Annotated in this window: 21 protein-coding genes; 4 read left to right on the forward strand and 17 right to left on the reverse strand. The window is 66.2% G+C overall.

The genetic code is table 11. The features are described from left to right. Positions 1–4: 4 nt before the first annotated feature. From mraY to BW970_RS11480, 8 genes are all read right to left on the reverse strand, one after another. A complete protein-coding gene (gene mraY / locus BW970_RS11445; protein WP_076531387.1) occupies positions 5–1,087 on the reverse strand; it encodes a phospho-N-acetylmuramoyl-pentapeptide-transferase in 1,083 nt (360 codons plus the stop codon). Further along, positions 1,087–2,532: a UDP-N-acetylmuramoyl-tripeptide--D-alanyl-D-alanine ligase gene (locus BW970_RS11450; protein WP_076531389.1), complete on the reverse strand. Its 1,446-nt coding sequence runs from the start codon at positions 2,530–2,532 to the stop codon at positions 1,087–1,089. Before BW970_RS11450 ends, mraY begins: the two co-directional genes overlap by 1 nt. Next, entirely contained in the window at positions 2,529–4,013 is a 1,485-nt protein-coding gene (locus BW970_RS11455; RefSeq protein ID WP_076531391.1) for a UDP-N-acetylmuramoyl-L-alanyl-D-glutamate--2,6-diaminopimelate ligase, read from the reverse strand. Before BW970_RS11455 ends, BW970_RS11450 begins: the two co-directional genes overlap by 4 nt. A 14-nt stretch (positions 4,014–4,027) precedes the next feature. Then, entirely contained in the window at positions 4,028–5,818 is a 1,791-nt protein-coding gene (locus BW970_RS11460) for a peptidoglycan D,D-transpeptidase FtsI family protein (protein ID WP_076531393.1), read from the reverse strand. Next, complete coding sequence (gene ftsL / locus BW970_RS11465; protein ID WP_076531395.1) at positions 5,815–6,171, reverse strand: cell division protein FtsL; 357 nt, start codon at positions 6,169–6,171, stop codon at positions 5,815–5,817. Before ftsL ends, BW970_RS11460 begins: the two co-directional genes overlap by 4 nt. A 3-nt stretch (positions 6,172–6,174) precedes the next feature. Continuing rightward, entirely contained in the window at positions 6,175–7,161 is a 987-nt protein-coding gene (rsmH, locus tag BW970_RS11470) for a 16S rRNA (cytosine(1402)-N(4))-methyltransferase RsmH (protein WP_076531397.1), read from the reverse strand. Positions 7,162–7,200: 39 nt separating this feature from the next. Further along, entirely contained in the window at positions 7,201–7,710 is a 510-nt protein-coding gene (locus tag BW970_RS11475; RefSeq protein WP_076531399.1) for a division/cell wall cluster transcriptional repressor MraZ, read from the reverse strand. A 795-nt stretch (positions 7,711–8,505) separates the two neighbouring features. Then, a complete protein-coding gene (locus tag BW970_RS11480) occupies positions 8,506–9,573 on the reverse strand; it encodes an Mrp/NBP35 family ATP-binding protein (protein ID WP_076531401.1) in 1,068 nt (355 codons plus the stop codon). Between the two features lie 274 nt (positions 9,574–9,847). On the opposite strand from BW970_RS11480, the gene BW970_RS11485 reads away from it, so the two are divergent. Next, positions 9,848–10,075 (forward strand): DUF1127 domain-containing protein, encoded by a 228-nt coding sequence (locus BW970_RS11485; protein WP_076531403.1) that lies wholly within the window; start codon positions 9,848–9,850, stop codon positions 10,073–10,075. A gap of 500 nt (positions 10,076–10,575) precedes the next feature. On the opposite strand, the gene BW970_RS11490 is transcribed toward BW970_RS11485, so the two are convergent. The 9 genes from BW970_RS11490 to coxB all read right to left on the reverse strand — a co-directional run bounded on the left by BW970_RS11490 (position 10,576) and on the right by coxB (position 18,047). Then, a complete protein-coding gene (locus BW970_RS11490; RefSeq protein ID WP_076531405.1) occupies positions 10,576–11,160 on the reverse strand; it encodes a GNAT family N-acetyltransferase in 585 nt (194 codons plus the stop codon). After that, entirely contained in the window at positions 11,160–12,419 is a 1,260-nt protein-coding gene (locus BW970_RS11495) for a M16 family metallopeptidase (protein ID WP_076531407.1), read from the reverse strand. The genes BW970_RS11490 and BW970_RS11495 overlap by 1 nt, the downstream gene beginning before the upstream one ends. Further along, positions 12,416–13,807, reverse strand: a complete 1,392-nt coding sequence (gene thrC / locus BW970_RS11500; protein ID WP_076531409.1) for a threonine synthase — start codon at positions 13,805–13,807, stop codon at positions 12,416–12,418. Before thrC ends, BW970_RS11495 begins: the two co-directional genes overlap by 4 nt. Positions 13,808–13,817: 10 nt before the next feature. Next, a complete protein-coding gene (locus BW970_RS11505) occupies positions 13,818–14,480 on the reverse strand; it encodes an SURF1 family protein (protein WP_076531411.1) in 663 nt (220 codons plus the stop codon). A 92-nt stretch (positions 14,481–14,572) separates the two neighbouring features. After that, complete coding sequence (locus BW970_RS11510; protein ID WP_076531413.1) at positions 14,573–15,373, reverse strand: cytochrome c oxidase subunit 3; 801 nt, start codon at positions 15,371–15,373, stop codon at positions 14,573–14,575. A 21-nt stretch (positions 15,374–15,394) separates the two neighbouring features. Beyond that, positions 15,395–15,967: a cytochrome c oxidase assembly protein gene (locus BW970_RS11515; RefSeq protein WP_076531415.1), complete on the reverse strand. Its 573-nt coding sequence runs from the start codon at positions 15,965–15,967 to the stop codon at positions 15,395–15,397. Beyond that, on the reverse strand, positions 15,964–16,152 hold the full coding sequence (locus BW970_RS11520) for a hypothetical protein (protein WP_076531714.1): 189 nt from the start codon (positions 16,150–16,152) through the stop codon (positions 15,964–15,966). Before BW970_RS11520 ends, BW970_RS11515 begins: the two co-directional genes overlap by 4 nt. A 1-nt stretch (position 16,153) precedes the next feature. Next, positions 16,154–17,098 (reverse strand): heme o synthase, encoded by a 945-nt coding sequence (gene cyoE / locus BW970_RS11525; RefSeq protein WP_076531417.1) that lies wholly within the window; start codon positions 17,096–17,098, stop codon positions 16,154–16,156. 52 nt (positions 17,099–17,150) lie between these two features. Then, complete coding sequence (gene coxB / locus BW970_RS11530) at positions 17,151–18,047, reverse strand: cytochrome c oxidase subunit II (protein WP_076531419.1); 897 nt, start codon at positions 18,045–18,047, stop codon at positions 17,151–17,153. Positions 18,048–18,256: 209 nt separating this feature from the next. Here coxB and tldD point away from each other — a divergent pair, with 209 nt between their 5' ends. The 3 genes from tldD (at position 18,257) to dprA (ending at position 21,434) form a co-directional block, all read left to right on the forward strand. Beyond that, positions 18,257–19,678, forward strand: coding sequence for a metalloprotease TldD (gene tldD / locus BW970_RS11535; protein ID WP_076531421.1), 1,422 nt, complete (start codon positions 18,257–18,259; stop codon positions 19,676–19,678). Next, on the forward strand, positions 19,675–20,076 hold the full coding sequence (locus BW970_RS11540) for a hypothetical protein (RefSeq protein WP_076531423.1): 402 nt from the start codon (positions 19,675–19,677) through the stop codon (positions 20,074–20,076). Before tldD ends, BW970_RS11540 begins: the two co-directional genes overlap by 4 nt. 83 nt (positions 20,077–20,159) lie before the next feature. After that, complete coding sequence (gene dprA, locus BW970_RS11545) at positions 20,160–21,434, forward strand: DNA-processing protein DprA (RefSeq protein WP_076531425.1); 1,275 nt, start codon at positions 20,160–20,162, stop codon at positions 21,432–21,434. Positions 21,435–21,518: the final 84 nt, after the last annotated feature.

Here is a 21,518-nt window from a genome sequence, read left to right on the forward strand (position 1 = left end):
GCAGTCAGCGCAGCTTGAGCGTGGCAAGCCCGATCAGCGCAAGGATCAGCGAGATGATCCAGAACCGGATCACGATCTGCGCCTCGCCCCATCCCTTCTTTTCGAAGTGGTGATGGATCGGCGCCATCAGGAACACCCGCTTGCCCGTGCGCTTGTAGTACAGCACCTGGATGATGACCGACAGCGCCTCGACCACGAACAGGCCGCCGACGATGGCCAGCACGATTTCGTGCTTGGTGCACACCGCAATCGCCCCGATGGCACCGCCAAGCGCCAGCGAGCCGGTATCGCCCATGAACACCGCCGCCGGGGGCGCATTGTACCACAGGAACCCAAGGCCCCCGCCGATCAGGGCCGAGCAGAAGATCAGCAATTCGCCGGTACCCGGCACGAAGTGCACGCCGAGATAGCCGGTCAGCACCGCGTTGCCGACCACATAGGAAATGGCGCCCAAGGTGCCTGCGGCAATCATCACCGGCATGATGGCCAGCCCGTCCAGCCCGTCGGTCAGGTTCACCGCATTGGCCGCGCCGACGATGACGATCATGCCAAAGGGCACGAACAGGATGCCCAGGTTGATCAGCGCATCCTTGAACACCGGCATGGCCAGTTGCCCCGACAGCGCCTCGGGGTGGAACCAGGCGGCGGCACCTGCGGCCAGCGCGGAAACCACAAGGCCGATCCCCATGCGCACCCGGCCCGACACGCCCTTGGTGTTCATCTTGGTGACCTTGGCATAGTCATCGGCAAAACCGATCAGACCAAAGGCCAGCGTGACGCCAAGCACGATCCAGACATAGGGATTGTCGAGCCGCGACCACAACAGCGTGGATACCATCAGCGCCGACAGGATCAGCAGCCCGCCCATCGTGGGCGTACCGGCCTTGGAAAAGTGGCTGGCCGGGCCGTCGTCGCGGATCGGCTGGCCCTTTTTCTGCTTGCGGCGCAGAAAGTTGATCAGCGGCCGGCCAAACAGGAACCCGAACACAAGCGCCGTGAAGAACGCCCCGCCCGCCCGGAAGGTGATATAGCGGAACAGGTTGAAGAGGTCGCCCCCTTCGGAGAACTGGGTCAATCCATAAAGCATCAGCTACCTTCCGCGTCGTCGCCGCGCTGCCCGTGCCCCAGACGGCGGAGCGCGTCAACCACCAACGAGACCTTGATGGATTTCGACCCCTTCACGAGCACGACATCGCCCGCATCGACCAGATGCGGCGCGCGTTCGACCAGGGCCGCCGCCTCTGCGTGCCATTCGCCCCGCCTGGCCAGCGGCAGCGCGTTCCACAACGCCTGCGACCGGGGGCCGACGCAGTGCACAAGGTCGATGGCCGCCATGGCAGGATGATCGGCCAGCGCGCGATGCATTTCGAGTTCGTCCGGGCCCAGTTCCAGCATATCGCCCAGAATGGCGATGCGCCGGCCCTTTTCGATACGTCCGATGCCGTGGCGGGGGCGGGTCTGTGCGAACAGATCCAGGCTGGCGGCAACAGAGGCCGGATTGGCGTTGAACGCATCGTCGATCAGTTCAAAGTACAAGGCCTCGTCCACCGCATCCAGCACGATACGTTCGCGCTGCCCCCTGCCTTGCGGCGGGGACCAGCGGCCCAGATCGGCGGCGGCCATGGCCGGATCCACCCCAAGCGCCACGGCGGTGGCCAGGGCGCCAAGTGCATTCATCGCAAAATGGCGGCCTGGGCTGGCAACCTTGTACAGCAGGGCCCCCATGGGCGTAGCTGCGGTGTTCACGGTGACATCCTGAACCACGCGCGTCTCGGTCAGGTGCCAGTCGCTGCGCGTGGCGCCGAAGGTCACAATCCCGGCGCCTGCCGCCGTCGCCGCCGCCGTCAGGATCGGTGTCACCTCCAGATCTGCGGGCAGGATGGCAATGCCGCCGGGCTCCAGCCCGGCGCAGATCGCGGCCTTTTCCGCTGCGATCCCCTCCAGACTGCCAAAGGCTGCCATATGGGCCGGGGCAACGGTGGTGATCAACGCGACATGCGGGCGGGCCATGCGGGCCAGCGGCTCGATCTCGCCGGGATGGTTCATGCCGATTTCCAGCACGGCGATGCCGGTATCGGCCGGCATCCGCGCCAGCGTCAGCGGCACGCCCCAATGGTTGTTGTAGCTGGCCTCGGCCAGATGCACATGGCCCTGCCCGGCCAGCATGGCGCGCAGCATCTCCTTGGTCGAGGTCTTGCCGACCGATCCGGTGATGGCGACGACCCGCGCCCCGGAACGCGCACGCGCCGCCCGGCCAAGGGCGCCAAGCGCCGCCAGAACGTCGGGCACCACTAGGAGCGGCGCATCGGGCGCGACACCCTGGGGAATGCGCGACACCAGCGCGGCGCCTGCCCCGTTCGCCAGCGCCTGCGCCACGAAGTCGTGGCCATCCCGCGCCGCCTGCAAGGCGACGAACAGATCGCCGGGGCGCAGGGTGCGGGTGTCGATGGACACGCCGCTGACCAGCCAGTCACATGTCGCCTGCCCGCCGGTGGCGGCGGCCGCCTCGGCCGATGTCCAGAGCGGTGTCATATCATGCCATCCAGCGCAGCCACGGCCACACTGGCCTGTTCCGCATCGTCAAAGGGGTAGGTCTGACCGGCGATTTCCTGCCCGGTCTCGTGGCCCTTGCCCGCGATCAGCAACGCATCGCCCGGCAACAGCGCATCGACCGCGCGCAGGATCGCCTCGGCCCGGTCGCCGACCTCTGTGGCCTCGGGGCAGCCCAGCATGACAGCCGCGCGGATCGCGGCCGGATCCTCGCTGCGCGGATTGTCATCGGTCACGATGACCACATCGGCAAATTCTGCCGCCGCCGCCCCCATCAGGGGCCGCTTGGATGTATCGCGGTCGCCCCCGGCGCCCAGCACGACAACGATGCGGCCCATGACATGCGGGCGCAAGGCCCGCAGCGCCGTGGCCACGGCATCGGGCGTATGCGCATAATCGACATAGACCGCCGCGCCATTCTGCCGGGTTGCCACAAGCTGCATCCGGCCGCGCACCGTGGTCAGGCGCGGCAGCACCGACAGCACCTCGTCGGGATCTGCCCCTGCGGCCATGGCCAGCCCGGCGGCCACGGCGACATTGGCCGCCTGAAACCCGCCCACAAGGTTCAGCCGCACCTGCCGGGGTTCGTCCAGCCAGGCAAAGCGCACCTCTTGCCCGGTGGCGTCGAAGCGCTGCGCCAGGATGCGCAGATCGGCCTCGGCCCCGAACCCGGTCGCCATCACCGGACAGCCCCGGTCCTGTGCAAGACCATAGAGCCGCTGGCCATAGGCATCGTCGATGTTGATCACCGCTGCCGCATCCTCGGGCAACAGCCGGGTGAACAGGCCAGCCTTGGCGTTGAAGTAGTCGTCCATCGTGTGGTGATAGTCGAGGTGATCCTGCGTCAGATTGGTGAAGCCCGCAGCGACCAGACGCACACCATCCAGCCGCCGCTGGTCAAGTCCATGGGACGATGCCTCCATCGCCGCATGGGTGATGCCTGCCGCGGCCGCCTCGGACAGCCGCCGGTGCAGGGTGATCGGCTCGGGCGTCGTATGCCCGGCGGGGGCTGCCCAGTCGCCCTCTATCCCCGTGGTGCCGATGTTGATCGACGGATGCCCGAGCGCCTGCCAGATCTGGCGGGTAAAGGTGGCCACCGACGTCTTGCCGTTGGTGCCTGTGACAGCGACCATGACCTCCGGCTGGGCACCGAACCACAGGGCTGCGGCCAGGGCCAGCGCCTCGCGCGGATCCTCGGCCACGACAAGGGCGGCATCGCTGGCGGCCAGCTCTGCCGCAGCGATCCGCGCACCCGCCGGGTCGGTCAGGATGGCCCCTGCCCCCATACGCAGGGCATATTGGATGAATTCACCGCCATGCACCCGGCTGCCCGGCAGGGCCGCGAACAGATGTCCCGGCTTGACCAGCCGACTGTCCACCGCCAGCCCGGTGATCCGCGCATCGCGGCCCGCCCGTGCCGAAAGTCCAAGGTCTGCTAGGCTCCGCCCGTCCGCGCCCGTCATGTCCGTCCCCGTGGCTAGTTGCGCACCGCTGTTACCTTGCTCGGCACATGGGCTTCAACCTCTGCCGGGCGCAACCCCAGAAGCGGCGCGACCCGCCGGAGGATTTCCGCCGTTACCGGAACAGCCGTCCAGCCTGCGGTGCGGCGTGCCTCGGTGCCGCTGGTTTCCACCGGCTCGTCCAGCGACACGACGATGACATAGCGCGGATCGTTCATCGGAAAGGCACCGGCAAAGTTCGCCATCACCTTGTCCTTGTGATAGCCGCCGGTCGGCTTTTGCTTGTCCGCCGTGCCGGTCTTGCCGCCGATGTGGTAGCCGGGCACCTCGGCCATGCGGGCGGTGCCCTTTTCCACTACCTTGCGCAGCATGTCGCGCAGCTGCGCCGATGTGCGCTCGGAGATCACCGGCGCGCCTCTGGGTGGTGGCGCCTCGCGCTTGATCAGCGTCGGCGTCACCTTGTAGCCGCCATTCACCATGGCGGCATAGGCTGCGGCCAGTTGCATCGGGCTGGTGGACATCCCGTGCCCATAGGAAATGGTGGCCGCCGCGATATCGGACCATTTGCGCGGCAACAGCGGGCGTGCCCGCGCGGCCTCGATCAGTTCCACCGGCGACGCGTCCAGAAGCCCGAGTTCCTTGAGGAACGCCTGTTGGCGCACCGGCCCGACCTGCGCCGCCACCCGCGCTGTCCCGACGTTCGAGGATTTGACAATCACATCGGTGACAGACAGTTGCGGGCCATAGTTCCTGTAATCCCGCACCCGGAACCGGCCCAGCTGCATGGGGCTGGACGAGTTCACCATCGTGTCGGGGTTCATCAGCCCAAGCTCCAGCGCCTGGGCGACCGGAAAGATCTTCATCACCGAACCAAGCTCATAGACCCCCTGAAGCGCCCGGTTGAAAATCGGGCTGTCGGCCGGATCGCCTGCGGTCGGAGGAAGCGGGCGGTCGTTGGGGTCGAAATCCGGCAGGCTGACCATGGCCAGCACCTCTCCGGTCTGGGCATCCATCAGGATCGAGGCGGCGCCGCGCGCGTTGAGCAGCTTCATGCCCGTGTGCAGCACCTCGGCAATCGCTGCCTGGACCGACAGATCAAGCGACAACCGAAGCGGCTGGTCCAGTTGATCGGGGCTGCGCAGCCGGTCGTCCAGCGCCTTTTCGATGCCTGCCACGCCGATCACCTCGGCGGAATGCACGCCCTCTGCCCCGAAACTGGCGCCGCCCAGCACATGGGCCGCCAGCTTGCCATTCGGATAGAGCCGCATCTCGCGCGGGCCGAACAACAGGCCGGGCTCGCCGATGTCATGCACGGCCTGCATCTGTTCGGGGCTGAGCTTGCGGCGCAGCCACAGGAAGGCGGATTTGCCGGTGAACTGCTTCAACAGCCGGTCTTCGTCCATGTCGGGAAAGATGCGCGCCAGTTCGCGCGCGGCGCGCTCCGGGTCCACCATGTCACGCGGATGCGAATACAGCGCATGGGTGACAAGGTTCGTCGCAAGGACATTTCCGTTGCGATCGACGATATCGGCGCGCTGCGCCTGAATGCGGCTGCCCGAGACGATGGCGCGCGGCTCATCCGGTTCGGCCCCTGCAAGCGCCGCCATACGAATGCCGATGGTCAGGAACGCCGCACAGAATGCCATCACCAGCAGCAGCAACCGGCTTTCGGCGCGGGCACGCGATTTGTCATGCATCGCCGCATTGCGGTCGCGGATATTCGCAGCCTCGATGGCATCGGGGTTTTCGCCCCTGGCGCGGGCGTCGAGAATACGGGCGAGCGGACGCAACGGTGCACGGGGGCTCATGGCAGCAAGTCCTCGTCTTCGGCGGAAACGATGGCGACACCATCCAGCCCGTTCGCCAATGGATCGGCGGCAGGTTCGGGCAGCTGACGGGTTTCGGCGAATTGCTCGGGCAACATGGACAACAGCCCCAGCCGGTCAAAATTCGCCGATGCCAGTTCGGCCAGCCGGTCGGGGCGGTTCAGATAGGCCCATTCGGCGCGCTGCACGGCAATCGCCTCTTGCAACCGGCCAATGTCGGCCCCGAGGCGCTGCGCCTCGCGCAGGGCAACCTTGGTCGCGTAATTCTCGCGGTAGGCCCAGAACCCCGAGGCCAGCATGGCAAGAAACGACAGGATCACAAGGGCAGAGCGCATGGCTTATCGGCCTTTCCGGCGGCTGACTGGCAGGCGGGGGGCGCCCAGGGTAGACGGATCGACCGGCCCTGCCGGCGCCTCGGTGCGCCGTCCGATCCGCAACAGGGCCGACCGTGCGCGCGGATTGGCGGCCAGTTCATCGTCATCCGCCCCCACCGGCTTGCGGGTCAGCGTCACAAAGCGCGCAGGCGCCGCAAGGCTGCCCGGACCATGCCGGTTTCCATGGCCGTCTGCGCCCGCGCGATCGGCAAAGAACCGTTTGACGATCCGGTCTTCCAGCGAATGAAAGCTGACGACCGCCAGCAGCCCGCCCGGCTTCAACGCCCGTTCCGCTGCCGCCAGTCCCTCGACCAACTGGTCAAATTCCGCGTTCACGGCAATGCGCAACGCCTGAAAGCTGCGGGTCGCAGGATGGCTTTGCCCCGGCTTCGGGCGCGGCAGGCAGGACGACACGATCTCTGCCAGGGCGCCGGTGGTCTCGATCCGCCCGCGCCCGCGTGCCTGCACGATGGCCCGCGCAATGCGGCGCGAGGCGCGTTCCTCGCCAAAATGATACAGGATGTCGGCCAGAACCGCTTCGTCCGCCTCGTTCACCAGATCGGCGGCGCTGTCGCCGGTATCGCCCATCCGCATGTCCAGCGGACCATCGCGCAGAAAGGAGAATCCGCGCTCGGGCTGATCAAGCTGCATCGAGGACACGCCCAGGTCCAGCACCACGCCGTCAAGCGGTTCGTGGGCATGGGTATCCAGCTCCGAGAACGTGCCTTCGACCAGCCGAAGCCGGTCCCCGTATTGCCCGCGCCAGCCTTCGGCCAGTGCCAGCGCGCTGGGGTCGCGGTCCACCCCGATGACGCAGCCGGCCCCGGCCTCCAGCAAGCCGCGCGCATAGCCGCCCGCACCGAACGTACCGTCCAGCCAAATGCCCGTGATCGGCGCGCACAGACGCAGGATGGGACCAAGAAGGACGGGAATATGGGGCTGGTCGGTCATGCCACCCTGCCCGCGATGCTGCGTTGACTGTGCACGCGATCAGCCCTCCGGGTTGGGGGGCAGCAGTTTCAGGATATTGCCGCCGCCCGCCATACGCGCCTTGACCGCCGCCATCTTGCGCTGGCGCTCGGCCTCGAACTCCTCGGGGGTCCACATCCGGAACAGATCCAGCGCGCCCGCACAGACCGCCTCTCCGCCATCGCGGGGCAGGCCCATATGGTCGCGCAGCCGTTGGGCCAGAATGGTCCGCCCGTCGGCATCGACCTCGACCACCTCCGAGCCGGACACCAGGAACAGTTCCAGGATTTCCCGTTCGTCCGACCCTTCGGGCAATGTCGCCACCCGCTTCAGGATCTTGTCAAAGGCAGAGATTGTGTAGATTTCCAGGCACTTGCGGCTTGGGTCGCCATAGACGACGCGCATCCGCAACCGCTTGGTGTCAGGGTCATAGGCGGGATCGCCTTCGGCCAGGACGGCGCGGAAATCGGCGGGAATGGAGACGCGCCCCTTCCCATCCACCCGCTGCGTGATCGTGCCCGAGAAGTGCACGCCTGCGCCCCTTTACCCTCGTTCCGCCCCTCTGAAGGGGGCCTTGAATGACAACGGCGGATCGGGCTGCTGCCACTGCCCGATCCGCCGCCCTCTGTCCCGTTTCCGGGCTGACCGGCCGAGCTGCTACCTGGGGGGGTGTCTGCTCGCTGCTTGGCCGGATACTGTCCGTCTTTTGTTGTTTTTCCGGGAGGAAACCTGTGAAACCTGCCTCAGGTCGGGGTCTGTTTGGATCGCCCCTTTTGTGGTTCACTGCTCCCCGTTTCCGGTTGACCAATGATTGCCACGAGCGAATTGGCCCAGCAAGGACTTTTTTGGAGCTTCATGGAACTCCATGGGCAGATGCGGCACAAAAGCCAGAGTCCGCCGCCCCGGAAAGTCACATTTGTAGCGGAAACCGAATTGAGATCTACAAGATGTTGATAACCATCCTCGCCAGAGAAAAGTTCCAGAAAGTTCCGGGGCCTATTGGCCGCCACGCAACAGGCCGGTCAAACCGACCCTTGCATTAGATCAAAACAGGAACATTTCGTCAAGTTCCGTCCGAATCACCGTCGAACACATCCGCTTGATTCGGAGATCGGCCCCCCGGTTCCATTTACCCCCGGTTTCGACCGGCAAACCTGGCGCCGGATTCCATGAACTTCCAGACCGGCCACCGATCTTGCCCTGCGGGATCCATGAGATGCCGCGCGATCCTGGCCGTGCGGGCGTGATGCGCACAGAAAACGGCCCCCGGATCGGTCGGATCCGAGGGCCGGGAACGGAGGGGTGCTGCGCGGCGGGCGCAAGATCTCAGGCGACCCCCTCCGCCACCAGACGCGCCGCAATCCGGGCATAGGCGTCGGATACCGCCCCCGCACCGGCCGCAACCGGCGTTCCCGCATCGCCTGCCAACCGCACATCCAGACTGATCGGGATTTCGCCCAGGAACGGCAAATCCAGCGCCGCCGCTTCGGCCCGGACCCCGCCATGGCCGAAGATATGCGACTCATGTCCGCATTGCGGACAACAGAAGCTGGACATGTTCTCGATCAACCCCAGAACGGGGGTCTTGAGCATGTCGAACATCTTCAGCGCCTTGCGCGCGTCCAGCAGCGCCACGTCCTGCGGGGTGGACACCACCACCGCGCCCGTCACCTGATACCGCTGGCACAGCGTCAGTTGCACATCCCCCGTGCCCGGCGGCAGATCGACGATAAGCACATCCAGTTCGCCCCAGGTCACCTGCCCCAGCATCTGCTGCAACGCGCCCATCAGCATCGGTCCGCGCCAGACCACTGCGTCGCCCTCTTTCAGCATCAGGCCGATGGACATCATCGTCACGCCATGCGCGCGCAGCGGAATGATCGTCTTGCCGTCGGGGCTGGCCGGACGCTGGTTGACGCCCATCATCCGCGGCTGGCTGGGGCCGTAGATGTCGGCATCCAGCAACCCGACGCGCCGCCCTTGCCGCGCCAGCGCCACCGCCAGGTTCGACGAGACGGTGGATTTGCCCACGCCCCCCTTGCCCGAGCCAACCGCCAGAATCCGCGCCACCCCCGGCACTGCCTGCGGCCCGGCCTGCTGTGGTGTCGGGTGGCGTCCGATCTTCAGATCCGGCGGCGTCTTGGCCGCGGTTGGCGCTGTCATGACGACCGATACCCGCGCCACCCCCGGCAGGGCGCCCAGACGCGCCTCGGCGGCGGCCTGGACAGGCGCCAGGGCCCGCGCCTCCTCGGCACCCGATACTTCAAGCACAAAACGAATCTCTGCGCCGTCGATGACCAGGGCCCGCACCATGTCGCGCGACACCGGATCGCCGCCCTGCGGCAGCGCGATGCTTGACAGCACCCGCAGAACCTCTTCACGCGTGACAGACATTCACAACCTCCGATTGTTCACAAGGCTGCAACGAGCCCGATCCTTGCCGCAAACGTCGTCCTGAACGCCCGAAAGGGCAAGGGGCGTTGGCGAACTGCCCGGATTTTGCGCGAGCTGCATCAAATCCATCAACGACTTACCCAGCGTAAGCCATGCAATTGCTGCAAGGCAGCATTGATGCCCGGAAGTATTGTGCATTCGCAGCATTTGCCCCATCTTGGCTTCAACAGGGGCGGCACCGAAGCCACCCCGGAGACAGAACCGGAAGACTGAAATGGCTTACGCACCGACCACCACCCACCACGTCAAGGCCGCCTCTGGCCTGTCGCTGAAGGGTCTCGTCGCAAGTATCCGCGAGGCAATGGAACGTCACCACGTCTACAAACAGACCCTGAGCGAACTCCAGGGCCTGAGCGGGCGTGAACTTGCAGACCTCGGCATCAGCCGGTCGATGATCACCCGCGTGGCGCTGGAAGCAGCCTACGGCAAGGCGGTCAAGTAACGAACAGGCTGCGGCCCCCTCCTCCTCCCTGGGGCGGCAGCACAGCGGCGATCTATCCTCCCTCGGATCGCCGCAACTCTACAGGGCCAAGGCCCTGATCCTGATCGAAAGGCCCTTCCTCCTCCCTGGGCCGATCGTGACCGGCGGCAACCCCCTCCTCCTCCCTGGGGTTGCCGCCACCAGTTTCCGGGGCGCATCAGTGCCCCACACCGGATGCGACGGGCCCCTCCTCCTCCCTGGGCCTTTCGTCATCGGCGGCGGCCCCCTCCTCCTCCCTGGGGTCGCCGCCACAAGTTTCGGGGTGCCAAGGTGCCCCATCAGAATGCGAAAGGCCCTCTCCTCCTCCCTGGGCCAATCGTTCTCGGCGGCAGTCCCCTCCTCCTCCCTGGGACTGTCGCCTTTTTCTTGTCTTCTGGAATGACAAAGGGCCGGGGCGAACCCCGGCCTTTGTCGTCGTGCATCCTGTCATGGCGCGGGCATCGCTCGGGTGCCGGACCTGGCTAGCCAGCGCCCGTACGCCCGCGCCGGTCATGCCGCAACAGCGCATAGAGCACGTGATTGCGCCACCGCCCGCCGATCTGGAGATAGGCCTGCGCGACCCCCTCGTATTTGAAGCCGCATTTTTCCAGCGCACCACGGCTTGCGGCATTGTCCGGCAGGCACGCCGCCTCGATCCGGCTGAGATCCATCTTGGCAAAGGCGTGATGACACAGCCCTTCGATCGCCTCGCGCATATAGCCGTTGCGGGCATGGGGCTGGCCGATCCAGTAGCCGATGGTGCCGGCCTGTGCCGGTCCACGGCGGATATGGTCCAGCGTGATCGCCCCGATCAGCGCCCGGTCAGCCCGGCGGATCAGGAACAGCGGCAGGGCGCTGCCATCGGCCTCGACCCGTGCGGCCCAGGCGACCCGGCCGGTAAACGCCCGGCGGCTCAGGTGATCGGGCGACCAGGCCGGTTCCCACGGCGTCAGAAACCCGGCAGATGCCTCGCGCAGTCCGGCCCAGGCACGATAATCGGAATGCTGCGGCAGGCGCAGCGTCAGGCGCGATGTCTCTATGACCGTGCGCCGCCGAAGACCCAGCATCACCCGGCCAGCCTGTCGCGCAGCGCCCCCGCCTGGGGTGCGGCCTCTGCCGGGCCATAGACGGCCATCGCCATCTGCGCGCGCTCCGCAAGACGCGACGCATAGCCCTTGACCCGCTCCAGCGTCACCGCGTCAATCTCGGCCACCATCTCATCCATTTCCGGGATGCGGCCGAACAGCGCCAACATGCGCGCCATATGCTGCGTGCGGGCAAATGGCCCCTCCAGCCCCATCAGCAGCCCCGCGCGACGCTGGGCGCGGGCACGGGCCAACTCTGCCTCGGTGAGGTCATCGGCGGCGCGCTTCAACTCGTCCATGGTCAGGCGGCACAGATCGCCGACCTGCTCTGCCCCGGTTCCGGCATAGATGGTGATCAGCCCCACATCCTCATGCGCGCTGGATTGGGCATCGACCGTGTAGCACATGCCATGCTCCTCGCGCAGCTTCTGGAACAGGCGGCTGGACATGCCGCCGCCCATGATGCCGGCATAGGTATGGGCCACATGCAGATCGGGCGAATGCCACCCCTCGGCGGCAAAGGCCAGTGCCAGATGCACCTGTTCCAGATCCTCGATCACCCGGCGCTCGCCGGGGGCAAAGCGGGCGGGGGCAAACTGGCTGCGCGGTTGTGCGGCCAGATCACCGAACAGCGCCTTGGCCTGAGCCACGATGGCCTCATGGTCCACCGCCCCGGCTGCGGCCAGAATCATCTGCCCCGGCTGGTAATGCGCACCCACGAACCGCCGCAGATCGGCCGCGTCAAAGCTGGACACCCGTTCGGTGGTGCCCAGGATCGACCGCCCCATCGGCTGGCCCGGAAATGCGGTTTCTTGCAACCATTCAAAGATCACATCATCGGGCGTGTCCAGCATCTGCCCGATTTCCTGGAGGATCACCCCGCGCTCCACCTCGATCTCGCGCGCCTCGAAGGCGGGGTTCAAGGTGATGTCGGCAATCACGTCCAGCGCCAGCGGCACATCGGCACGCAGCACCCTGGCGTAATAGGCCGTGCTCTCGTTCGAGGTATAGGCATTCAGATAGCCGCCCACATCCTCGATCTCGGAGGCGATCTGCAAGGCGCTGCGCCGGGCCGTTCCCTTGAACGCCATATGTTCCAGAAAATGCGCGATGCCGTTCTGATCCTCGGCCTCGTGCCGGGCGCCGACATTGACCCACAGACCGATGGCCGCGGTTTCCAGCCGCGGCATCGGATCGGTGGCAATCCGAAGTCCGTTCGGAAGTGTCTCGACCCGGATCATGCGCGGCCCGTCCGTTCCAGGATCAGCGTCTCCAGCGCCGCCAGATCGTTGGGCACCCGCGTCACCCGTTCCTCGCGGTCGAACAGATCGGCCATGCGGGGCGGCAGCGCCGGCCGGATGCCCGTAGCCCGTTCCACCGCATCGGGGAACTTGGCCGGATGGGCGGTGGCGAGCGTGATCATCGGTGTGGCACCCAGATGGCTTTCGGCCACATGCACCGCCACGGCGGAATGCGGACAGATCAGCTCGCCCGATTGCGCCAGCGTGCGCTGGATGGTCGCCAGCGTCTCGTCTTCGGAGCAGCGGCCCGAGGCAAAGGTGGCCCGCAGGGTTTCGAGCGCCCCTTGCGGAATGCGGAAGCTGCCCGTCGTCTTGAGATCGTCCATCAGGCTGGCCACCGCAGCGCCGTCGCGCCCCAGCACCTCGAACAACGCGCGTTCAAAGTTGGACGACACCTGAATGTCCATCGACGGCGAGATCGAGCGGCGCACCCCATCGGTCGCGTAGTCCCCGCTGCGCAGGGCGCGGTCCAGAATGTCGTTCTGGTTGGTGGCGATCACCAGTTGATCAATGGGCAGACCCATGGCCCGGGCGATCCAGCCCGCAAAGATATCGCCGAAATTGCCGGTCGGCACCGTAAAGCTGACCTTGCGGTGCGGCGCCCCCAGCGCAACGGCGCTGGTGAAGTAATAGACCACCTGAGCCAGCACCCGCGCCCAGTTGATGGAGTTCACCCCCGCCAACCCTACGGTATCGCGGAACTCGAAATGGTTGAACATGTCTTTCAGACGGGCCTGGCAATCGTCAAAATCCCCGTCCAGCGCCAGCGCATGCACATTGGATTCCGCAGGCGTCGTCATCTGGCGGCGCTGCACCTCGGACACGCGGCCATGCGGGAACAGGATGAACACATCCACATTGGACAGACCGCGGAACGCCTCGATGGCCGCACTGCCGGTATCGCCGCTGGTGGCGCCGACAATGGTGATGCGGTTGCCCGATTTCGCCAGCGCGGCCTGCATCATCTGGCCGATGAGCTGCATGGCAAAGTCCTTGAAGGCCAGCGTCGGCCCGTGGAACAGCTCCAGCAGGAAATGGTTCGCCGCCAGTTGCTTCAGCGGCGCGCGCGCCGCGTGGTTGAAGCCCTGATAGGCGCGGGCAATCAGGCCCCTGAACTCGTCATCGGTGAAGGTATCGCCGATGAACGGGCGCATCACGCGAAAGGCCACATCCTCGTAGCCAAGGCCTGCCAGTGCCGCGATCTCCTCTGGCGTCATCACGGGGATGCTGGCTGGCAGATACAATCCGCCATCGCGGGCAAGCCCGGTCATCATCGCCTCGCCAAAGGTCAGTTCGGGCGCCGTGCCGCGGGTGGAAAGATAGTTCATCGGAAGCTCCTCAAGCAGCAGGGCGCCGCATCCGCCAGATCAGCAGGCCCGACATGCCCGCCCAGACGACGGCCAGCAGGAACCAGGTGATCGCATAATGCAAATGGTCATTGGGAATGCCGGCGGTATCCACCGGCATCGGCTCGATCCCCGGCACAACCGGATCTCGGGCCACGATCAGCGTTTCCTCGGTGTTCAGCACGATGGCCATCTGGGGCACATCGCGCGCGAACCACAGGTTGCGGGTCAGGTCGGCCGTTGGGGTGAACCCATCCACCTCGTCGGGCACATGCAGGTTGCCCACAACCGTGACATGCCCTGTCACCTCGGGCACCGGGGCACCGTCGCGGATGAAACCGAGATCGACCAGCACCCGCCGCCCCTCATCGGTATCGAGCACCGAGATGATGCGATAGCCCGGCCCGATCTGCTTGCGGCTGACAAGAACACGCAGCCGGTTGCCCGACAGCGCGCCTGTCGCGGTCACTGGAAGATAGGGGCTGGCGGTTCCTTCGGCGGGCAACGGCACCGGAGGGGCAGAAATCCGCGTTTCGATCTCGGCCAGAACGCCTTGCTTCCACGCCAGGCGGTTCATTTGCCAGACCCCGAGGCCGATCAGGATGCCACAGCCCACAAGGCCCAGCAGAAGCGGAAAGATCAGGCGACGGAACATCGGGCTGGGTTCCCTTGAAACGACAACGCGGGCCTTGCGGCCCGCGTCTTGTGACTCTGTCGCGCGTCGGGGGCAAGCCCCCGAACAGGGACTTACTGGCCCCAGACGTAGATCGCGGCAAACAGGAACAGCCACACCACATCGACAAAGTGCCAGTACCAGGCCGCTGCCTCGAAACCGACGTGATGGTCCTGGGTGAAATGCCCCTTCATCGCGCGGATCATGCAGACCAGCAGGAAGATCGTGCCGATCACCACATGGAACCCGTGGAAGCCGGTCGCCATGAAGAAGTTGGCGCCATAGATGTTCCCTGCAAAGCCGAATGCTGCGTGGCTGTATTCATAGACTTGCAGGATGGTGAAGAACACGCCCAGCACCACGGCCAGCGCCAGGCCGTTGATCATGTCCTTGCGGTTGTTCTCATGCGCCAGGGCATGGTGCGCCCAGGTGCAGGCGGCGCCCGAGCACAGCAGGATCAGCGTGTTGATCAGCGGCAGATGCCAGGGGTCGAAGGTCTCGATCCCGGCGGGCGGCCAGACGCCGTCCTTGATGGGGGACATCGGCCCCATCGGGTACAGGGCGTGCTTGAAAAAGCTCCAGAACCATGCCGCAAAGAACATGACTTCGGACATGATGAACAGGATGAAGCCATAGCGCAGGCCGATGCGGACGACCGGGGTATGGTCGCCGTCCTGCGATTCCTTCACCATCTCGGACCACCAGGCGAACATGGTGTAGATGACGGCGACGAAGCCGATCCAGAACATCCAGGGCGTGACATCCCTCATCCACAGGACGGCCCCGAACAGCATCACGAAGGCCCCGACCGCCGCGATGAAAGGCAGGCTCGACGGCTTCAGGATGTGGAAGTCATGGTTCTTTGCATGAGCCATTGCGCGATTCCCTCGTTTGCGTCAGTTGGCCACCGGCGCCGGGGTCTGCGGTTCTGCGGCCGCATGTTCCTCGGGCAGGTCTGTGGTATGGAACGTGTAGGACAGCGTGATCTCGCGCACGAACTTGCCTTCGCGGTCTGTCACGATCTGTGGGTCGATAAAGAACGTCACGGGCATCATCACCCGCTCGCCCGGTTGCAAGACCTGCTGGGTAAAGCAGAAACAGTCGATCTTGGTGAAATAGCCACCCGCCGCGTCGGGGGTGACGTTGTAGCTGGCGGTGCCCGCCACCGGGCGATCGGTGGGGTTGTAGGCTTCGTAAAAGGCAAGGCCCGTCTCGCCGATGCGCACCTGCATCGAGCGTTGGGCAGGCTTGAACTGCCATGGCATCCCGGCTTCGAGCGAGGCATCGAAGCGGATGGTCATCTTGCGCTCCAGGATGGTGTCGGGCGCCTGTGCCGCGGTTGCGGTGGTTCCCCCGAAGCCGGTCACACGGCAGAACCAGTCATAGAACGGCACCGCCGCAAAGGACAGCGACGCCATGACGACGGCAACCCCCACCAGTTGGCTGGCGGTTTTCAAACGTGGGTTCATTCGCCAGTCCTTTCCAGCAGTTCCGGGCGCACGCTGTGATCGAACGCCTGCATCGGATCGCCATTCGTCACCTTGACGACCGTCAGGCCGAAAACGATGGCGACAAAGGCCACGAGAACCAGCCCAAGACCGACATTGCGGCCAAAGCGGCGGCGGTGAAGTTCGTGGTCGGGACGAAAGGTCATGTCACCAGCCTCCCAGCCCATAGGATTTCAGCCCTGCCTCGATCAGGAACGCCGTGAAATGCAGGAACAGATACACCAGCGAGAACCGGAAGAAGCGCCGTTCGACAGCATAGCCGTCGGCCACTGCGGCCGGCTCATCCCGGCGCCAGATGCGCAGGGCGCCGATCAGGAACCATGCGTTCAGCACCACTGCCACGGCCAGCGTCAGCGGCCCCCCGATTGCGGTCAGCGCGGCACCGATCGCCACGGGAACCAGTGCGATGGTGTAGCCCAGGATATGCGCCCGCGTCACCTTGCGCCCATGGGTGACGGTCAGCATGGGAACACCGGCGTCGTCATAGTCCGAACGCATGAACAGCGCCAGCGCCCAGAAATGCGGCGGGGTCCAGGCAAAGATCAGCGCGAACATCATCACGCTTTCCAGGCTGATGCCGCCCGTCGCGCAGGCCCAGCCGATCATGGGGGGAAACGCCCCCGCCGCGCCACCGATGACGATGTTCTGCGGGGTCGAGCGTTTCAGCCAGATCGTATAGACCACGGCATAGAAAAAGATGGTGAAGGCAAGGAAGGCACCGGCAAACCAGTTCGCCGCCAGGCCCAGCATGACCACCGAAAAGCCGGACAATGCCAGGCCGATGGCCAAGGCCTCGCCGGCAGTCACCCTGCCCGACGGCACGGGGCGATTCGCGGTGCGTTTCATGATGCGGTCGATATCGGCATCATACCACATGTTCAGCGCGCCAGAGGCGCCACCGCCCAAGGCGATGAACAGGATGCAGGTCGCGGCAACGAACGGATGCACCGGAACCGGCGCCACGACCAGCCCGACCAGCGCCGTGAACACCACCAGCGACATCACCCGCGGCTTAAGCAAGGCGACATAGTCGCCAAAACCCGCCTCGTGCGGGTCGGATCCAGCGATGTCGGAGGCGCGAAAATCAGTCATGTCCGGTCCTTCGGTGGGGCCGCGCCGAACGCGGCCCTGCCTGTCCCTGTCATCAATCGGCCGAAGCCACCGTCACCGTGCGCGGCACACCGGCGTATTCGGCAATCGCACCATCAAGCCATTCCTGATAGGCGGCCTCCGAGACGACCTTGACGGTGATCGGCATGTAGGCGTGGGCAATGCCGCACAGTTCCGAGCACTGGCCGAAGTAGATGCCTTCCTGATCCGCCTTGAACCAAAGCTGCGCCAGACGGCCCGGTACGCCATCCTGCTTCACGCCAAAGGCGGGGATGGTCCAGGAATGGATCACGTCCGCTGCGGTCACCTGAACCACGATGGTCTTGCCAACCGGAACGACCATGGCGGTATCGGTGGCCAGCAGGAAATCCTCACGGCTGTAGCCTGCCTCGACCAGTTGCGCCTCGACCTCGGGGGTCAGGCGGTTGTCGCCGCCGGTGGCGGGCGAGCCGATCATGTAGCTGTCGAACTCGAACTCGTGGTCGGGGTATTCATAGGACCAGTACCACTGTTTGCCCGTCGCCTTGATGGTGATGTCGGCGGTCGGGATTTCCTGCTGCTTGAACAGCACCGGCAGCGAGAAGGCCCCGATGACGATCAGGATGACGATCGGAATCACCGTCCAGGCCACTTCCAGCGGCGAGTTGTGGGTAAAGGTCGAAGGCGTCGGATTGGTGCGGCGGTTGTGCCGCACGATCGCCACCAGCATCAGCGCCGTGACAAAAAGCACGATCGCCGTGATGATGTAGAGGATGAAGTGGTCCAGCCACTGCAGGTCATGCGCCAGCTCGGTCGCAGCCGGCTGAAACCCCATCGCCCCCTGCGTGGGGCGACCGATCACCGGCAGTTGTTCCTGCGCAGTGGCGGCGGTGGCTGCGAACGCGGCAACAACCGCGGTCAGGCTGGCCGGAAAGGAGGTCAAAAAGCGCATGTCTTCATCCCGTGCGTTTTCTCGTGCGTGGTGCGACGTGCTAGCCGCAGCCCCGGCGCCCGGACAGAATGTCCAAATGCCGGGACAGAATCCCGTTGTTCCTGCCTGTGGTGAAACCATATTGTGCGCGGACGGACAAGCGAAACGTGCGACAACTCGCCCGGCTTGATCTGGATCAACGACGCGCTGCGACGCAGAAAGGTGCCCCGATGACAGATGAGGTTTTCCGCCCCTTCGAAACCCGGCTGGACGACTCCGAAGCACTGGCCGTGCTGCGCGAGGCGCTGGCGGGGGCCGAGGATGGCGAGCTTTTTCTGGAACGCAAGCGATCCGAGTCGCTGGTCCTGGACGATGGCCGGATCCGGCAGGCGAGCTATGATGCGACCGAGGGTTTCGGGCTGCGCGCAGTCAAGGGAGAGGTGGCGGGCTATGCCCATTCCACCGATATCTCCTTGGCTGCCCTGCGCCGGGCCTCGGAAACGGCGCGGCTGGCCGTGGGGGATGGCGGAGGAATTCTGGCCGCCCCGCCATCGGGCACGAACCGGCATCTTTATACCGATGTCGACCCGCTCTCCGGCTCTGACTTTGCGCTGCGGCTGGACACTCTGCGCGAGATCGACGCCTTTGCCCGCGACCAGGATCCCCGCGTCGTTCAGGTGACGGCGAGCCTTGCCGCATCGCTGCAAGAGATCGAAATCCTGCGCCCCGAAGGCACCCGCCTGCGTGACGTGCGGCCCATGGCGCGGCTTAATGTCGCGGTCATCCTGGATCAGGACGGACGGCGCGAAAGCGGCAGCGCGGGCGGCGGCGGGCGCATCTCGCTGGATGGGCTGATGGCGCGCGACAACTGGCAAGGCGTGGTCCGCGAGGCGCTGCGCATTGCCGGCGTCAACCTGACCGCCGTCGCAGCGCCCGCCGGCCCCATGGAGGTTGTCGTCGGGCCGGGCTGGCCCGGCGTGCTGTTGCACGAGGCCGTGGGCCACGGACTGGAGGGGGATTTCAACCGCAAGGGCGTCTCGGCCTTTTCCGGCCGCATGGGCCAGCAGGTGGCGGCGCGCGGTGTCACCGTGGTGGATGACGGCACCCTGCCCGACCGCCGCGGCTCGATCACCATCGACGACGAGGGCACACCCTCGGCCCGCAACGTGCTGATCGAGGATGGCATCCTGGTGGGCTACATGCAGGACCGGCAGAACGGGCGGCTGATGGGCGGCGCCTCTACCGGCAACGGTCGGCGCGAAGGTCACGCCCATATTCCCATGCCACGCATGACCACCACCTTCATGCTGCCCGGCGGCGACGATCCTGCCGCGATCCTGGCCGATCTCAAGGACGGGATCTATGCCGTCGGCTTCGGTGGCGGACAGGTGGACATCACCAACGGAAAATTCGTGTTCAACTGCACCGAAGCCTATCGCGTGCGGGGCGGTGTCGTCGGAGAGGCGCTGAAAGGCGCCACCCTGATCGGCGATGGCCCCCATGCCATGAGCCAGATCCGCGCCATCGGCAACGACCTGCAACTGGATCCCGGCATCGGTAACTGCGGCAAGGCGGGGCAATGGGTGCCCGTGGGCCTGGGACAGCCGACGCTGATGCTGGGCGGGCTGACCGTGGGCGGATCGGCGGCATGATGCTCTGGCGTTCTGGCCCGGCGACCCGGCTGCCGGGCTGGGCGGTGGCCGCGCTGATCGGCTGGTTGTGGTCGGTGCCTGTCGGGCTGCTGCTCTGGCTGGCCTCGACGCTGGTCGGGGCGCTCGACACCGGGATTGCGCTGGGATTGATGGGGGCGGCGCTGGCGGGCGTGTTTGCCCCGGCCTATTCCTGGGTGGGGCTGGTGATCGCGCTGCCCGTCGCCGTCCTGGCTGATCGGCGCGGCTGGTTCGGCCCGGTCAGCGCCCTGGTGATCGGCGCGGGGGCGGGGGTCGTGGCGGCGGCCTTTCTTGGCGGCACCAGCGCGGCGCTGACCGCCGTGTTCGGTGCAATCACCCTGCTGATCGTGCGCCGGGCACTGCGTCTGGCCCCCGGCTGAAAAAATCGATGGCAGCCGTTTTGCTTTACGGCCTGTTAACCCATTGTGGTGCAGGTTGGCCTCGCGGATGAGACGAGGTTGCGATGGAACACGGTTTGTATTCTTCCACCACACCCTTCACCCCACCCACCACGGAAGACGACAGATTGTCGTGGCTCCGTCTCATCCGTTCCCGCCGCGTGGGGCCAACCACCTTTCACCGGCTGATGGCCGAACATGGCTCGGCTCTGGCAGCGTTGGATGCATTGCCTGGCATCGCCCGCGCTGCGGGGATCACCGGATACGAGATTTGCCCCGAGGGGGTGGCGCGGGCTGAACTGGCAGCGGCGCGCAAGGCGCGGATGCGGATGCTGTGCCATGGGGCCCCGGACTATCCGCCGGACCTAGCCGACCTGCCGGATGCGCCGCCGGTTCTGTGGCTGCGCGGCGATCCGGGCAGGCTGTTCCGCCCGATGGTGGCGCTGGTCGGCGCCCGAAATGCCTCCAGCCTTGGTCAAAGAATGGCGGCGCGGCTGGCGCAGGGTCTGGGTGCCGCCGGCCTGACGGTGGTGTCGGGCCTTGCACGCGGCATTGACGCGGCGGCACATCAGGCCGCCCTGGGCAGCGGCACCATTGCCGTGCTGGCGGGCGGGGCCGATGTGATCTATCCGGCCGAAAATGCCGCGCTGGCAGACCGCATCGCGGCCGAAGGCGCCATCGTCTCGGAACAGCCGCCGGGGCTGGAACCACAGGCGCGTCACTTCCCGGCGCGCAACCGCATCATCGCCGGCCTGTCGGTGGGTGTCGTGGTGGTCGAGGCCGCAGAACGCTCTGGCAGCCTGATCACCGCGCGCAACGCCCTGGATCAGGGGCGCGAGGTGATGGCCGTGCCCGGCCATCCGGCCGATGCGCGCGCAGCCGGATGCAATCTGCTGATCCGCGATGGCTCCACCCTGATCCGCAGCGCGGCGGATGTGCTGGAGGCCATTGCCCAACCCCTTGCGCGCGCGCAGCAGATCCGCCCGATGGCCCCGCCGCCTTTGCCGGACGCCACGCCGATCGCCCCCAACCGGCTGACAGAGGCGGCGCGCGCCATTGCCGCCCGTGCCGTCGCCACCGTCGCCCCCATGGCGCCGGGCCGGCTGTCGGAACGGGCGCTGGCCGCAATTCCCCCTGGCCCGCCCCCGCGCCCGCAGGCCGAGACGCGGGATCTGCACCAGGCAATCCTTGACCGGCTGGGCACGGCCCCCCTGGCCGAAGACCAGTTGATCCGCGACCTCGCCCTGCCCCCCGCCCGCGTCGCATCGCAACTGCTGGCACTGGAACTCGATGGCCACATCGAACGACGCCCCGGCGGCCTGCTCAGCCGCTCCGGCTGACAAGACGTTGGCCCAAGGGGGGAGCGGCCCCATATTCGGCCATCGGACCGCGCGTCAGAATGGCGGCTTCTCGCCCCGGTCACA

Source organism: Gemmobacter megaterium, from assembly GCF_900156815.1.
Lineage (GTDB): Bacteria > Pseudomonadota > Alphaproteobacteria > Rhodobacterales > Rhodobacteraceae > Wagnerdoeblera > Wagnerdoeblera megaterium.

Excerpts from the sequence above, each read along its gene's own strand:
- mraY (WP_076531387.1), bottom strand. The coding sequence starts at position 1,087 with ATGCTTTATGGATTGACCCAGTTCTCCGAAGGGGGCGACCTCTTCAAC.
- BW970_RS11450 (WP_076531389.1), bottom strand. The coding sequence starts at position 2,532 with ATGACACCGCTCTGGACATCGGCCGAGGCGGCCGCCGCCACCGGCGGG.
- BW970_RS11455 (WP_076531391.1), bottom strand. The coding sequence starts at position 4,013 with ATGACGGGCGCGGACGGGCGGAGCCTAGCAGACCTTGGACTTTCGGCA.
- BW970_RS11460 (WP_076531393.1), bottom strand. The coding sequence starts at position 5,818 with ATGAGCCCCCGTGCACCGTTGCGTCCGCTCGCCCGTATTCTCGACGCC.
- ftsL (WP_076531395.1), bottom strand. The coding sequence starts at position 6,171 with ATGCGCTCTGCCCTTGTGATCCTGTCGTTTCTTGCCATGCTGGCCTCG.
- rsmH (WP_076531397.1), bottom strand. The coding sequence starts at position 7,161 with ATGACCGACCAGCCCCATATTCCCGTCCTTCTTGGTCCCATCCTGCGT.
- BW970_RS11480 (WP_076531401.1), bottom strand. The coding sequence starts at position 9,573 with ATGTCTGTCACGCGTGAAGAGGTTCTGCGGGTGCTGTCAAGCATCGCG.
- BW970_RS11485 (WP_076531403.1), top strand. The coding sequence starts at position 9,848 with ATGGCTTACGCACCGACCACCACCCACCACGTCAAGGCCGCCTCTGGC.
- BW970_RS11490 (WP_076531405.1), bottom strand. The coding sequence starts at position 11,160 with ATGCTGGGTCTTCGGCGGCGCACGGTCATAGAGACATCGCGCCTGACG.
- BW970_RS11495 (WP_076531407.1), bottom strand. The coding sequence starts at position 12,419 with ATGATCCGGGTCGAGACACTTCCGAACGGACTTCGGATTGCCACCGAT.
- thrC (WP_076531409.1), bottom strand. The coding sequence starts at position 13,807 with ATGAACTATCTTTCCACCCGCGGCACGGCGCCCGAACTGACCTTTGGC.
- BW970_RS11505 (WP_076531411.1), bottom strand. The coding sequence starts at position 14,480 with ATGTTCCGTCGCCTGATCTTTCCGCTTCTGCTGGGCCTTGTGGGCTGT.
- BW970_RS11510 (WP_076531413.1), bottom strand. The coding sequence starts at position 15,373 with ATGGCTCATGCAAAGAACCATGACTTCCACATCCTGAAGCCGTCGAGC.
- BW970_RS11515 (WP_076531415.1), bottom strand. The coding sequence starts at position 15,967 with ATGAACCCACGTTTGAAAACCGCCAGCCAACTGGTGGGGGTTGCCGTC.
- BW970_RS11520 (WP_076531714.1), bottom strand. The coding sequence starts at position 16,152 with ATGACCTTTCGTCCCGACCACGAACTTCACCGCCGCCGCTTTGGCCGC.
- cyoE (WP_076531417.1), bottom strand. The coding sequence starts at position 17,098 with ATGACTGATTTTCGCGCCTCCGACATCGCTGGATCCGACCCGCACGAG.
- coxB (WP_076531419.1), bottom strand. The coding sequence starts at position 18,047 with ATGCGCTTTTTGACCTCCTTTCCGGCCAGCCTGACCGCGGTTGTTGCC.
- tldD (WP_076531421.1), top strand. The coding sequence starts at position 18,257 with ATGACAGATGAGGTTTTCCGCCCCTTCGAAACCCGGCTGGACGACTCC.
- BW970_RS11540 (WP_076531423.1), top strand. The coding sequence starts at position 19,675 with ATGATGCTCTGGCGTTCTGGCCCGGCGACCCGGCTGCCGGGCTGGGCG.
- dprA (WP_076531425.1), top strand. The coding sequence starts at position 20,160 with ATGGAACACGGTTTGTATTCTTCCACCACACCCTTCACCCCACCCACC.